This window comes from Paenibacillus sp. J22P143 (assembly GCF_059692035.1).
Genome location: NZ_JCAUAQ010000010.1, coordinates 18,041 through 30,713 on the forward strand (window position 1 = coordinate 18,041; position 12,673 = coordinate 30,713).

At 42.0% G+C, this 12,673-nt stretch carries 14 protein-coding genes; 10 read left to right on the top strand and 4 right to left on the bottom strand.

The features are described 5' to 3' along the window. The first annotated feature begins 167 nt into the window (after window positions 1-167). Genes AC58PQ_RS15775 through AC58PQ_RS15785 form a run of 3 tightly spaced genes read left to right on the top strand, consistent with a single transcriptional unit; the run spans window position 168 to window position 3,413 of the window. Window positions 168-1,010, top strand: coding sequence for a metallophosphoesterase (locus tag AC58PQ_RS15775; RefSeq protein WP_497243045.1), 843 nt, complete (start codon window positions 168-170; stop codon window positions 1,008-1,010). A gap of 11 nt (window positions 1,011-1,021) precedes the next feature. Beyond that, complete coding sequence (locus AC58PQ_RS15780) at window positions 1,022-1,882, top strand: SDR family NAD(P)-dependent oxidoreductase (RefSeq protein ID WP_497243047.1); 861 nt, start codon at window positions 1,022-1,024, stop codon at window positions 1,880-1,882. After that, the gene (locus AC58PQ_RS15785) at window positions 1,869-3,413 is read left to right on the top strand and encodes an AMP-binding protein (RefSeq protein ID WP_497243049.1); all 1,545 of its coding nucleotides are present in this window, start codon (window positions 1,869-1,871) and stop codon (window positions 3,411-3,413) included. The genes AC58PQ_RS15780 and AC58PQ_RS15785 overlap by 14 nt, the downstream gene beginning before the upstream one ends. A gap of 66 nt (window positions 3,414-3,479) precedes the next feature. On the opposite strand, the gene AC58PQ_RS15790 is transcribed toward AC58PQ_RS15785, so the two are convergent. Together AC58PQ_RS15790 and AC58PQ_RS15795 are read right to left on the bottom strand one after the other, a co-directional pair. Beyond that, window positions 3,480-3,728 (bottom strand): hypothetical protein, encoded by a 249-nt coding sequence (locus AC58PQ_RS15790; protein WP_497243274.1) that lies wholly within the window; start codon window positions 3,726-3,728, stop codon window positions 3,480-3,482. A gap of 487 nt (window positions 3,729-4,215) precedes the next feature. Further along, window positions 4,216-4,728: an S-Ena type endospore appendage gene (locus AC58PQ_RS15795; protein WP_497243051.1), complete on the bottom strand. Its 513-nt coding sequence runs from the start codon at window positions 4,726-4,728 to the stop codon at window positions 4,216-4,218. Between the two features lie 229 nt (window positions 4,729-4,957). Between AC58PQ_RS15795 and AC58PQ_RS15800 the strand changes: the two genes are divergently transcribed. The 6 genes from AC58PQ_RS15800 (at window position 4,958) to AC58PQ_RS15825 (ending at window position 10,723) form a co-directional block, all read left to right on the top strand. Further along, complete coding sequence (locus AC58PQ_RS15800; protein ID WP_497243053.1) at window positions 4,958-5,332, top strand: S-Ena type endospore appendage; 375 nt, start codon at window positions 4,958-4,960, stop codon at window positions 5,330-5,332. Window positions 5,333-5,799: 467 nt separating this feature from the next. Beyond that, window positions 5,800-7,047 (top strand): hypothetical protein, encoded by a 1,248-nt coding sequence (locus AC58PQ_RS15805; RefSeq protein WP_497243055.1) that lies wholly within the window; start codon window positions 5,800-5,802, stop codon window positions 7,045-7,047. A 60-nt stretch (window positions 7,048-7,107) separates the two neighbouring features. Next, complete coding sequence (locus AC58PQ_RS15810; RefSeq protein ID WP_497243057.1) at window positions 7,108-7,833, top strand: ABC transporter ATP-binding protein; 726 nt, start codon at window positions 7,108-7,110, stop codon at window positions 7,831-7,833. After that, window positions 7,820-8,572 carry an ABC transporter permease gene (locus AC58PQ_RS15815; protein WP_497243059.1) on the top strand — a complete coding sequence of 251 codons (753 nt, stop codon included), beginning with the start codon at window positions 7,820-7,822 and terminating at the stop codon, window positions 8,570-8,572. Before AC58PQ_RS15810 ends, AC58PQ_RS15815 begins: the two co-directional genes overlap by 14 nt. 12 nt (window positions 8,573-8,584) lie before the next feature. Next, entirely contained in the window at window positions 8,585-10,009 is a 1,425-nt protein-coding gene (locus AC58PQ_RS15820) for a sensor histidine kinase (protein ID WP_497243061.1), read from the top strand. A gap of 18 nt (window positions 10,010-10,027) precedes the next feature. Beyond that, window positions 10,028-10,723 (top strand): response regulator transcription factor, encoded by a 696-nt coding sequence (locus AC58PQ_RS15825; protein WP_497243276.1) that lies wholly within the window; start codon window positions 10,028-10,030, stop codon window positions 10,721-10,723. Between the two features lie 68 nt (window positions 10,724-10,791). Here the strand turns inward: AC58PQ_RS15825 and AC58PQ_RS15830 are convergent, their stop codons facing one another. Then, a complete protein-coding gene (locus AC58PQ_RS15830; RefSeq protein WP_497243063.1) occupies window positions 10,792-11,022 on the bottom strand; it encodes a cold-shock protein in 231 nt (76 codons plus the stop codon). Window positions 11,023-11,087: 65 nt separating this feature from the next. Next, entirely contained in the window at window positions 11,088-11,288 is a 201-nt protein-coding gene (locus AC58PQ_RS15835) for a cold-shock protein (protein WP_029194307.1), read from the bottom strand. Between the two features lie 320 nt (window positions 11,289-11,608). Between AC58PQ_RS15835 and desA the strand changes: the two genes are divergently transcribed. Then, a complete protein-coding gene (desA, locus tag AC58PQ_RS15840) occupies window positions 11,609-12,667 on the top strand; it encodes a Delta(5) desaturase DesA (protein ID WP_497243065.1) in 1,059 nt (352 codons plus the stop codon). Window positions 12,668-12,673 lie beyond the last annotated feature (6 nt).

The window sequence follows — 12,673 nt, forward strand, 5'->3', positions numbered from 1 at the left end:
GTATAGGTTTCCATTACTATTATCTGTACCTACTAAACGGATGGAAGTGAAGATTTGTTGCACTCAGTAGGAATTTTTTTCTTAAATCTTCTATGAATGACATGTGCTGAAAATAGCAACATGCACCCGTCTTGTTATATGATAGTTGTATGAAAAATATGGAGAAAATGAATCGTCGTTCCTTTTTGAAAAAGGGCCTTCTGTTAGGTGGCGCTTTACTATCAGTCCCCCCATTAAGTTATGGCTATGCCACTTGGCTAGAGCCCCGATGGTTACAAGTTGAACGTATATCGCTGCCGTTTCCTACACTGCCGGAGGCATTCAAGGGACTGCGAATCGTGCAATTCAGTGATCTGCATTTTGGCTTCCATTTGGATGTAGAGCAATTAACTAACGTAGCTCAGGTCATTCAAGCGGAAAAACCGGATATCGTATGCTTTACAGGCGATCTAGTCGATTATGCGATGGGTACCTCTGGTCAAGCAATCCGAGATGTTCTGCGTTCGATCACAGCGACATACGGCTGTTATGCGGTGCTCGGTAATCATGATTACTACGCAGATGCGGATGAAGTAGCGGATGTTTTAGAGGGTGGTGGCTTTCACTGCCTGCGTAATAAGGGGATGCGGATCCAGAAAAGCAACCAATCGATATGGATCACTGGTGTAGAAGATATGTGGGAGGGAGTTCCTAATCTTAAAGCTGCTATGCAGTCGGTGAAAAAAGAAGAGTGGGTACTCCTGCTGTCCCATGCACCTGACTTTGCCGATATTGCTTCCGCAGAAGCCGTCCATTTGCAACTCTCAGGGCATTCCCACGGGGGTCAAGTGAGACTTCCGTTTATCGGACCGCTGGCTTCTGTGCCCTATGGGGTCAAATACCCATCTGGACTATATCATGTAGGGCGTAATAAGTCGCTTACCCTCTATACGAATAGAGGTATCGGTGTATCGGTACGTCCCATTCGGTTTATGTGTCGTCCTGAAGTAACGGTTTTGACATTGGTTTAAGAGGAGGCCTCATGCAGACGAAAACCCTTCTCGAATTCCTTTTATTTCCGCCGACGTCCTTGAATAGACTGAAGCTGGAGAACCAGCTAGCAGGAAAGACGGTTCTTATAACGGGTGCCAGTTCTGGCATTGGCGAACAGCTTGCTTATCTACTGTCTGATAGCAAGGTTCATCTGATATTGGTGGCTAGACGAGAGGAAAAGCTATTTTCCATGAAAAGTGACATCGAAACGAGAGTAGCCCGCGTAAGTGTGTTCCCCGCGGATCTTCGAGATCCGCAAGACATGGAAGGACTGCTGAGCTTTCTCCATCAGCTTCCGGATGGGCTCGATATCGTCATCAGCAATGCGGGGCATTCGATCAAGCGTTCAATTAGGCAGTCGCTGGACCGCTATCACGATTTTACTCGCACGATGGCGATTAATTATTTCGCCCCCGTTCAACTGCTTTTGTCTACCCTTCCACTACTTGAAAAAAAGCGCGGGCACATCGTCAACGTATCTACCGTTAATACGATGTTGCTTCCCTTGCCTCATTGGGCAGCGTATCAGGCATCGAAGATTGCGTTTGACACTTGGTTTCGGTCTGCCGCTCCCGAGCTGAACAGGATGGGGATCGCCACGACCGCGATCTATCTTCCGCTAGTTCGAACACCCATGATTCTGCCAACGGCAGCGTATCGTGAATTGCCCGCCATGTCCCCGCAGCACGTTGCTAAGATGATTGGTAAGGCCATCTATACCCAAAGAAGGACGTTCAGACCATGGTGGTTGATCTTCGGACAGCTGGCTTCCGTCATTTTCAGAAGATATTGGGAAGTTGTTATGCCAAGCATGCTAGGGAAAAAGGGTAACGGCCATGAGGATGTTTAAGCTGATCTATGTTTTATATAAAATCAGACTGCTCTCTGTGGCAGCGATGTTCCGGTTAGCTTGTGCGATCTATACCTCTGGCATCAATCTGCTGGCTCTATTGAGGTTTGCAGCTCGCACCTACGGGGGCAAAATCGCTTTAGTAGATGAGCAGGACACCCTAACCTACAACCAATTGTTTGCCCAATCCGAAGAGCTTGCGGCCATATTGAAGATGAAGTACCAGCTTGCGGGCGGCAAGAAAGTGGGCTTCATGTGCAAGAACCATGCTTCTTTAGTGAAAGCTATTTTCGCGGTTTCATTTACGGGTGCGGATATGTATCTATTGAATGCGGAAATGAGCAAGGGTCAATTGAATGCCATTCTGGAGAGCCATACTTTCCACCTCTTGGTCTATGACGACGAACTAAGCTCCGTACTTGAACAAACTACGTACAAGAATGCCAGATTGTTGAGCTATCATCATACATTTGCGGCGATAAATCATTTATCTGTTACAACCAAGTGTGAAAAACAAAAGGTATACCGAGCTTCTTCTGGGAAACTAGTTCTGCTAACAGGTGGAACCACAGGAAAAGCTAAAGAAGCGGCGCATAAACCTTCGCTATTCAATTATTTGGATCCTTTTTCGGCATTCCTTACGCGATTAAAAATTTTGGATAAGCATACGGCCTACATTGCGACACCTATTTATCACGGTTATGGCGTAGCCGTGCTGCTCCTCTTCTGCGCTTTGGGAAAAAAAGTAGTCATTCATCGTGGATTCCATGCAGAGAAAGCCTGCCGACTAATCCGTGAGCATCAGGTTGATATCGTAACGGTTGTCCCCTTAATGTTGCATAAAATGTTAAAGACCAATACGGAAGACGATTTGAAATCACTTTCCTGTATAGCTTCAGGGGGTGCAGAGCTTAATCCCAAGCTGGTCAAAGAGACTTTGAGCCAATTGGGGGACGTGTTATACAATCTGTACGGTACTTCGGAAGCGGGCTTGAATATCATCGCCGATCCGCAGGATCTGACTTACTCCGCACAGACGATCGGTAGAAAGATTGATGGTGTCATTTTAAGAGTCATGGATGATCAGAAGAAAGAAGTGGACATCGGTAGCGTAGGTCAATTGTGTATGAAAAACAGATGGTCCATGAGAAATAAGACGCATGCATGGATCGAAACCAGTGATTTGGGTTATCGAGATGAGAAGGGGTATTACTTTTTGTGCGGGAGAGCGGACAGTATGATTGTCTCGGCAGGGGAAAATGTCTATCCTTTTGAAGTGGAACAAATCTTGTTCACACATCCGCTAGTAGAGGATGCAGCCGTCATCGGGGTCTCCGACGAGCATTTTGGACAACGGTTGAAAGCTTTTGTGCTTTTGTTTCCTCAAGCGGAAACTACCCAAGAAGAACTTTTGGAATGGCTGCGCCCCAGACTAGCACGATTCCAGCTGCCCAAAGAAGTCTGCTTCGTTGATCAGTTGCCCTATACACCTTTAGGGAAATTGGATAAAAAAGTGCTTAAAGGCTTGTAACTACTGGAATCGAAAATGACCATCACATCTTGGAATGTGGCGGTCATTTTTTTAGTCTGCGATTTATTAGAAGAATCTGAAAGGAGAGAATTGTCTGGAATCCAAGAGAACGATAGCTAAGAGATCAAACAGAACTAAAGGGAGGATGAAAGGCAGGAATGAGATATGCGCTTTCTTTCCATTTCGGGATTGTTTGAGATAAACCTTATTGCCGTCCACTTTCACAATGGTTCCTTTGTAAGTGCCATGTGTCGTTTGTATCATGACTTCTCGATTGAGGTACTTTTTACAAATCAAATAGGAATCTGATCGCATCAAAATGATACCTCCTTTCTAGCTTTATTAATCTAGTATATGTCCGTCCAATAGAACAAGTGTGTGTTAAACACTACTAGATAATAATGTTTAGAAAAAAGTTATTACGATATTGATGCGAATACTGGCGGCGAGATTTTAAGGATGAAGTTCTGTGAAAATCCCTTACTTGTTAGCTCCAACACCGAAAAGAGGCAGTGATCCGTAGCGATACGGATGCCCCGTTTATAAATTCTACATTATTTTCATGAGAAACACAGGATCAATGGATTTACGACCGACGAGGGAATATAAATGCTTCTCTTTATCGTTAATGAAAGTGTGATCACTTCTCGTTGATTAATTCGCAGCAAGTGATCTTGGGGAGATAATCCTTACAATTTAAATAATCATGATTATCCCTCCAAATAGAAAAACTACATACCATATCCACGTATGCACCAAGGAAAATTAGAGACTGTGCTATTCCACTTCCTTCATCTTCAGGTTAGAACTCAACAATGAAGAACAAATCTAAATTTATCGCACCTGTACATTTTGAATTAGATGAGCCTGTGCAAAGTATTTCTACGCTTTTTAAATTCGAGACTGTTGCAGTAAACGATGAACTAGGTCCGACTTGTACCGTACCATGATCACCAATTATCCTATTTATTGATACTTCCATTGTACATTCATCACTAGTATTAGTAATGGTAAGAGTTCCAGACGGATGCTTAATGATGGAACCTGATGTTGCTGACACAAAAACTGGTTTAAACGACGAAGGCGAAGTTCCATCGCACTTAAGTTGAATTGGAACACACCTATGAATCTCAATTAATCGTTTTCTGATCTTCCCCTTCGGTTTCCTTACTACCGGACATTTTTTCCCTTTTCCCATTCCATCATCGCATTTTTCTTTAATAATTGTTACTTGATGGTTGTTAATTTTATTATCTATCCGAATATTGGTTTTATTTTTCAACTTCGCTTTTTCTGCCAGTTTTTCATCATCCAAAACAACCCCTCCTTTAATCCAAATTAGATACATGTTCTATATAGTACGTAGTCTTGGTTTTATTGGACCAGGTCATAGATACAATTTTTGTATATATAGTCAATCGCCTTAAATAACAGTGAGAGAAAAAGGCTAATAGCTTAGTATATATGACATGCGCTAAAGGCAGGAAAAGTCAGTACTATATATCAGACAAGGAGTCTTGATGGGAAAATAGAGGTGATGAAAAATGACAAAATCTTGTTCTTGTTATGACAAATGTTCACATGTTCCGTGTAAAATAGGACCATTGGTTAGACATCATTCGAATTGCCTTCCGATTTCGAGTAAATGTGACGGGAATACTCATTTCATTTTCGGTACGTTGTTGAAAAAAAATACGTTACTGTGGAGCATCTCAAACGATTGTCCCGACTGTACGTTGTACTTCACCGTGACCTATTCGGATGGAAAGGGATCCTATACAGATTCGATACCAGGGGGTAGTTCACTTGTGAATGTAGTGGATAACGTTCAAAGTATTTCATTTAAATGTGAGGGTCACCAAGAAAATTTTTGTAGAGGGCGTTTTGATTACGAGCTAACTTATACGGTTGAAATATAGTGATCAAAAAGATCTTCCAGCTGGAAGGTCTTTTTTAATATTTATAAGGTTGAATTAGCTAGTTTTTATAGTTCAATGAAATACGTTGTATCGTATTCGAATTGATTAATTACAGTATTTTACATCAATACCAGAAAGATTATAGAATTTAAAGATAATACAAAGTATGTAAGACAAACCAAAGAGGTGTCGGACAAAAGACTATCGAACTAACATTTTCGAACTTTTATTAGAATTAAAGTGTCTATATGGAGAGGCTGGAGTGTTGGGGAGTGAAATAGCAATGGAGAAATATTGGAATCACAATACTGTGTTTCACCGTTACTTCATTTCCTGGGACAAACCGATGGTTAACCTGTAAAGAGTTAATACTTTGTTAATAATCCATTCATATGGATTCAATAAGCCTGTATTAGAATAAAAGTAAGGAAACGTTTCCCGAAAATTGTGTTAAAAGGAGCAAAGAGATGAAACTTAGCAAAAAATCAATGACTGTGCTTTCATTTACGCTTGGAGCCTGTCTGTTTGTATCGACCGCATTCGCTGATGCGCTGCTTGGATCTGGGTATGACCGGTTGAAGGATTCAGCCAAAAACACGGCTGCACTGATGGAAAATGGCCTGAACAACTTTACGGTCGAGACGCTGTATACATTGAAAGATAATGATCAAACCTTGATTCAATCTTCCTTGTTCTCGAAATTGGATACGGTAAACCAGTTGTCAGAGAACACCGAGACGACAAAAAACGCGAAGGGTGAAACCACATCCAATTACTCGTATACCGACAAGCAGCAATCCATTAATAAAAACGGATTGGATAATACATATTACGTATTTGAAAATCCGGCTGCTATGCACCGTGACCTTAAAGGTCCAAATGAATTCAGAAACCCTTTTAAAGAAAATGGAGCTGCAGAGGTAGAGAAGATTGTTGACGCTGTGGTTGGCTCTTTGAAAGATTATGTACAAGTAGAGGAAGGGACGGATGGCGGCAAAGTGTTTTCGGGAAGTTTGTCCGAGGCACAAGTGCCAGCCATCGTAAATGCTGTCACCTCCTTTGGTATCAAGCAGATGCTGGATGATCAGAGAGATTTACCGGACATCGAGAGCGATATTTTTGTGAAAAAGGTTGTAGGTACGGCCACTGAAAATAAAGCCGGCTATCTGGAAAATCTGACGGGTGATGTCACGCTGTCAGGAAAAGATAAAAATGGTGTTCAGCATGACTTGAACCTAAATATCATGGTAAAGCTTTCTGAGATTGGCACTACGAAGATTACGATGCCTGACCTATCAGTTGCCAAGGTTGAGAAAGTCAGTCGTTCAAACGGATTCAGCAGTAAATATGTGGGAACCTATACAAATGATATCATTATGGACAAAGATGGTAAGTTCGTGAAGATTGGCGAGAGAACGCTTGAAATCACAAGCGTAGACGGCGATAAAGTGACAGGCAAGTATTCAGAAACCGTTTTTCCTAGTTTTGAGAGCGAGTATCCAAACAAGGATGCATTTAACTTTGAATACAATCCGGCGACATCTTCAACTTTTACTTACACAGATGCGAAGGGTGAACAGAAAAACGGAATGATTCGTCCAAACTCTGCTGGCAAGGTGAATTTAGAAATGGAAATAGAAGTCATTGATAAAAACTCGTGGAAATCTAGCTCGAAACCATATTATGATGGCGAATTTAGACGCGTATTTGAATAGAAATGATTCTCAGGAGGCTGCGGATAGCAGCTTCCTGAACATTTTTAGGGAGATGATGAATTGACAGTCAAGGCGATTGAAATTAAAGGTTTAACGAAGTCATTTAAGAATGGCCGGGGTATCAGTGAGTTGAACTTAGATGTAGATCAAGGGGATATCTTCGGTTTTCTAGGACCCAATGGTGCAGGAAAGACCACAGCCATGAAGATGATCACAGGACTTATGAAGCCGGATCGAGGCGATGTGAAGATTTTCGGAGCGAGCGTCTCAGAAGACTATGTCAATGCGATGAAACATGTTGGCTGTCTGATTGAAACAGCGGAATCTTATCCTTATTTGACGGCAAATGACAATCTGAAAGTGTTTGCGAGGTTCTATCCTGAGGTTGATCAGCGAAGAATTGATGAATGTCTTGAAATCACGGGGATGCTGAAATATAAAAATGAGAAATCACAAAAGTTTTCCCTCGGGATGAAACAAAGACTGGGGATAGCAGCGGCGATTCTATCGAGACCGAAATTGTTAATTTTGGACGAGCCTTTAAACGGATTGGATGTAGAGGGGATGCTGGAGATGAGGAAGTTGATCAAACAACTTTCCCAGGAAGGCACGACTTTTTTTATTTCCAGCCACTTGATTCACGATGTGGAATTAACGTGCTCAAGAATCGGAATCATTTACGGAGGCAAACTGGTCAACGTAGCATACACCAAACATATATTGTCTGATTATTCGTCGCTTGAGAATTATTTTGTTAGTGAGGTGGACAGGAATGGTAGGGTTTAAAGCTGCGTTTATGAATGAAGCCGTGAAGCTGCTGAAAAAGAAAAAAATCATGGCAGCCGCGATATTGTCCATTCTTGCGGTCATCATCGGCCAAATTGCAGTAACCACGATCAAGCATGGACTTGGATTACGAGTTGTGGGCAGTGTTGAATTTCCCATAGCTGTACTGTCGTTTATTGCGTATACGCTTTTACCGCTGTTTGCTATTTTTGTAGCGATCGATATGTTTAACGGAGAATCCGCATCGAATACGATGAAAATAACACTGCTAAGACCAGTCTCCAGATTCGGTGTTTTTAGTGCAAAAGTTTTGAATTTAGCGCTATTTATAGCTGGGAACCTACTGTTCATTATGGTACTATCACTTATTGCTGGATTTATATTTAACCCTTCGTCCGCCAGCCTGCTTGGGATTGTAAAGGTCATTGTGTCCTATGGTTTAACTTTCTTTCCTATCTTTGTGTTTGCGCTTATCGTCGTGCTGTTATCCAATATGATTCAGGGCGGACTAGCCGTATTTTTCCTCTCCATTCTTGTGTTTATTGGCTTTAATTTTCTGGGCATTGTTTTCTCCTCTTATTCGAGTTTTTTTATCACGTCGATGTTCGACTGGTATACCCTCTGGATCTCTGAATCGATCAATTTCTTTAAAATATTCCGCCAGATTCTAATCATGTCCGGTTGTGGTATCATGTTATTTACGACAGGGTATTACTTGTTTGACAACAAGGACATTTAGAAAGGAATCTACATGCACTTAACGAAACGTTTTTTCACGATGAACATGCTGGCTGTGCTGCTATCCATTGGTTTGACGATCCTGGCCGTCATTATTTTTGTTGCTGCGTATACGAAAGTGTTTGGCCGCGAAGTCGATATGAAGGCGTTTCAACAAGCGTTCGAGGTCAAGGCAGCGATGAGTGAGATCGGAAGAGAGGCGCAGACCTTGAGGTTCGAAGAACTCTTGGATAAGACATATCAACAAGAGCTCTTATATCGCGTGGACGTTTTGGGTGCCAGTGCAATGATTCTAGTGGGTAGAGAGGTTCTGTACGCTACTCACAATTTTAATAAGATCGATATCGAGAAAAGCCTAATGCTTTCCAGCGGGTCGAATCGAGATGAGATAGAGCTGGATGGCCGAACGTATATGTTTAACCGAGCGGATTACAAGCTGCCGTCCGGCGATAGGGGTATTCTACTGCTGCTTGCACCGATCAAGGTAAAAACAAGCTTATATGTGCTGATTGGCATCTTTACGGTCAGTTTTTTTACGGTTGTTTTTTTGCTCATGAATGCTTGGATTTCGTATAAGTTCTCAAGTGGTATTATTTTACCGATTTCTAGATTAAAGGACGCCGCGATAAAAATCAGGGAAGGCGATCTTAGCGGCGAGATTTCCGAAGAGGGCGAAGGTGAAATTCGGGAATTAGGCCGAACCTTGGAGTTAATGCGGATCAAGCTGAAGGAGTCTGTCTATGTACAGCAAAAATATGATGATAACCGAAAATTTTTAGTTTCAAGTATTTCTCATGACTTAAAGACGCCAGTGACTTCCATCAAAGGATATATCGAAGGCATTATCGATGGGGTAGCCAACACGCCTGAGAAAATGGAGGAGTATCTGGAAACCGCAAGGTCCAAAGCTATTTTGGTCAATGCGATGATCGATGATCTCCTTTTATATTCAAAGCTCGATTTGAACCAGCTCCCTTACCATTTTGAAAATAGTGATTTGGCGAGTTATTTCGAGGATTGCGTTGCGGACCATAAATATGAATGTGAAAAGGCTAATTTATCCTTAGCGTTAATAAATGAATTAGTAGAGCCTGTCCAAGTATTAATTGATCGTGAACGATTAAAAAGGGTTGTTCAAAACATTCTGGATAATGCGATGACGTATGCAGAAAAGGCAAATGGAAAGATTGATATTATACTCAGGGAAACTAGAACGTCAGCTATTATTGAAATTAAGGACAATGGAAAAGGCATACCCGAGGACAAGCTTCCCTTCATATTTGAACGATTTTATCAGGTAGACCCTTCAAGAAAGAGCGGCAGTGGACTAGGTCTAGCGATAGCTAAGCAAATCATCGAGGGGCACGACGGGAAAATATGGGCTAAAAGCACGGTAGGTGAGGGAACCGGGATCATGATATCTCTGAAAAAGTTCTAAACAGGTCTGGAGGTTATGATGAAAAGAATTTTGATTGTCGAAGATGACCAAAGTATTGCCAATCTGCAAAGGGATTACCTTGAGCTCAGCGGTTATTCCGTGAAGATGGTGAACAACGGCTCAGCTGGTTTGAGAGCGCTCAAAGAGGAAACGTTTGAGCTGATTATCTTAGATATCATGCTGCCAGATATGGATGGCTTCGAAGTGTTGCGAACCATACGTGAGCAGGATGATATTCCCGTGCTATTGGTATCGGCGAGGGCAGAGGAAATTTATAAAATTAACGGTTTAGGCCTCGGTGCGGACGATTATATTACGAAGCCGTTCAGCTCGGGTGAGCTAGTTGCACGGGTTGGTGCCCATCTGAAAAAGTTCGAGCGGATGAAAGAGCGGTTTGGAAAAGGAACGGAAGGAAGCACGCTCCAGATCCGGGGCCTTGAGCTTCAAAAGGATGCCAGACGCGTTTTTGTGAACGGAAATGAAGTCGTTCTGGCCCAGAAGGAATTTGACCTGCTGCTGTTTCTTGCGCAATTTCCTAATCGGGTATTTGGGAAGGAAGAGTTGTTCGAGCGGATCTGGGGAATGGATGCGATGAGCGACGCTTCTACGGTCACCGTTCATATTGCTAGAATCAGAGAGAAGATCGAGGAACTCCCATCGAAACCCCAGTACATAGGAACGGTGTGGGGATCGGGGTATAGGTTTATGGTTTGATTCTGATAAGAGCTTTAAAGAAAGAAGCCGCGCATTGGCGGCTTCTTTTTATGCATGCTATAAACCGCCTAGGAGATCAGTCTGCCTTTATGAAGAGCCTTCATATTTATATTGGAGTTAGAAATGATAGGGAGCATTTTCAAGCTACTGATCATGGGAGAATGGCAGACGTGGCAAGTTGGGACGTATTCAAACGAAAAATTGTCCCGAATCCACCCCTTACAATCTTCGGTATTACATGCCCAGACTTTCGTGTTTTCCTGAATGAGATCCTCATCTGATTTTCTTCGAAAGTACATCCTTTTCTCCTCCTTATAATAAAAAAAACTGTCCTTAACACTTGTTAAGGACAGTTTACTGTGATTTACAGTTTTACTACATTTTCAGCTTGAGGACCGCGGTTGCCTTGAGCTACGTTAAATTGAACGCGTTGACCTTCGTCCAATGATTTGAAGCCATCCCCTTGAATCGCGGAGAAATGAACGAATACGTCATTTCCGCCCTCCATTTCAATAAATCCAAAGCCTTTCTCTGCGTTAAACCATTTCACTGTTCCTGTTTCCATAATATAATTACCTCCAAATTGTTATTTAACATGCTTTTTTAAACAAAAAAAATCACACATTGAAAAAGGTACCATTACACAAATGATCACTTTTTCAATATGTGAGTTTATGTCAAAGCTGTTTATTCAACAATCATAGCACACAAAAGTGTTATAAGCAAATTTGTTTCATTCTCCCTAACCTACATGACAAATGTCATACCCTCTATATGATGTTTATGACTGCAACGAATGGACAGCAGTATTTATAATGAAGATAGGATACAACTATAGATATTCGCTAACAAGACCTGCGTTCTATATCGAGGAGGAACTAAACGATGACACAATCCACGCTAACTAACTTAAAAAAACAGGTTGCCCCTTATGAAAAATCAAATACGAGGGCTAGTATCAAACAGCTAATCAACACAATAGGACCTTTATTGCTATTGTGGTTTGCTGCCTATCTAAGCCTATCTATATCTTATTGGATCACAATTCCGATTACGATTATGGCATCCGGTTTCGTTATACGGACTTTTATCATTTTCCATGATTGCTGTCATCAATCGTTCTTCAAAAGTCGCCGAGCGAACGAAATCATCGGTACGATCACCGGGATCCTCACACTCTTTCCTTATCAACAATGGAAGAATGCTCATTCTATTCATCATGCAACGAGCAGTAACCTCGAGAAACGCGGTGTAGGTGATATGTGGGTGTTTACTGTCGACGAGTATGCGGCATCTTCCATATGGGTCCGAATTGCGTATCGGTTATATCGGAATCCATTTATTATGTTCGGGCTTGGTCCTATCGTATTGTTCCTATTTACGAATCGCTTTAATACGAAAGGTGCCAAACGCAAGGAAAGAATGAGTACGTACTTGACGAATGTGTCCATCCTTACTTTGTATGCACTACTGACCTGGGCTATTGGATGGCAGTCGTTTGTTTTGATCCAAGCTCCAATCATGTTCGTTGCTGGCCTGATGGGAATCTGGTTGTTTTATGTGCAGCATCAGTTTGAAGATTCCTACTTTGAGAACGAGGATGAGTGGAGTTATGTGAAAGCCGCGGTAGAAGGAAGCTCTTATTATAAGCTGCCTAAGCTTTTGCAATGGATAACTGGAAATATCGGGTTTCACCATGTGCATCATTTGAGTCCGAAAGTGCCAAATTATAATTTGGAGAAGGCGCATAATGCCACTCCTCCGCTTCAAAAAGCAACGACCATAACGATCAGCACCAGTCTGAATTCGCTAAATTTCCGTCTTTGGGATGAGCGTAATAAAACATTTGTCGGTTATAAAAATAATAAACAAGTACACCTAGAGGAAGAAAAAGAAGATCTGCTGGTGAACAAATTAAAAATAAAAGTCGCTAAATCGAGCTAACACAGG

Bases quoted from the DNA above. Each gene is read 5' to 3' on its own strand.
- AC58PQ_RS15830 (WP_497243063.1), bottom strand. From the start codon at position 11,022: ATGTACTTTCGAAGAAAATCAGATGAGGATCTCATTCAGGAAAACACG.
- AC58PQ_RS15820 (WP_497243061.1), top strand. From the start codon at position 8,585: ATGCACTTAACGAAACGTTTTTTCACGATGAACATGCTGGCTGTGCTG.
- AC58PQ_RS15780 (WP_497243047.1), top strand. From the start codon at position 1,022: ATGCAGACGAAAACCCTTCTCGAATTCCTTTTATTTCCGCCGACGTCC.
- desA (WP_497243065.1), top strand. From the start codon at position 11,609: ATGACACAATCCACGCTAACTAACTTAAAAAAACAGGTTGCCCCTTAT.
- AC58PQ_RS15790 (WP_497243274.1), bottom strand. From the start codon at position 3,728: ATGCGATCAGATTCCTATTTGATTTGTAAAAAGTACCTCAATCGAGAA.
- AC58PQ_RS15800 (WP_497243053.1), top strand. From the start codon at position 4,958: ATGACAAAATCTTGTTCTTGTTATGACAAATGTTCACATGTTCCGTGT.
- AC58PQ_RS15835 (WP_029194307.1), bottom strand. From the start codon at position 11,288: ATGGAAACAGGAACAGTGAAATGGTTTAACGCAGAGAAAGGCTTTGGA.
- AC58PQ_RS15805 (WP_497243055.1), top strand. From the start codon at position 5,800: ATGAAACTTAGCAAAAAATCAATGACTGTGCTTTCATTTACGCTTGGA.
- AC58PQ_RS15775 (WP_497243045.1), top strand. From the start codon at position 168: ATGAATCGTCGTTCCTTTTTGAAAAAGGGCCTTCTGTTAGGTGGCGCT.
- AC58PQ_RS15785 (WP_497243049.1), top strand. From the start codon at position 1,869: ATGAGGATGTTTAAGCTGATCTATGTTTTATATAAAATCAGACTGCTC.
- AC58PQ_RS15815 (WP_497243059.1), top strand. From the start codon at position 7,820: ATGGTAGGGTTTAAAGCTGCGTTTATGAATGAAGCCGTGAAGCTGCTG.
- AC58PQ_RS15825 (WP_497243276.1), top strand. From the start codon at position 10,028: ATGAAAAGAATTTTGATTGTCGAAGATGACCAAAGTATTGCCAATCTG.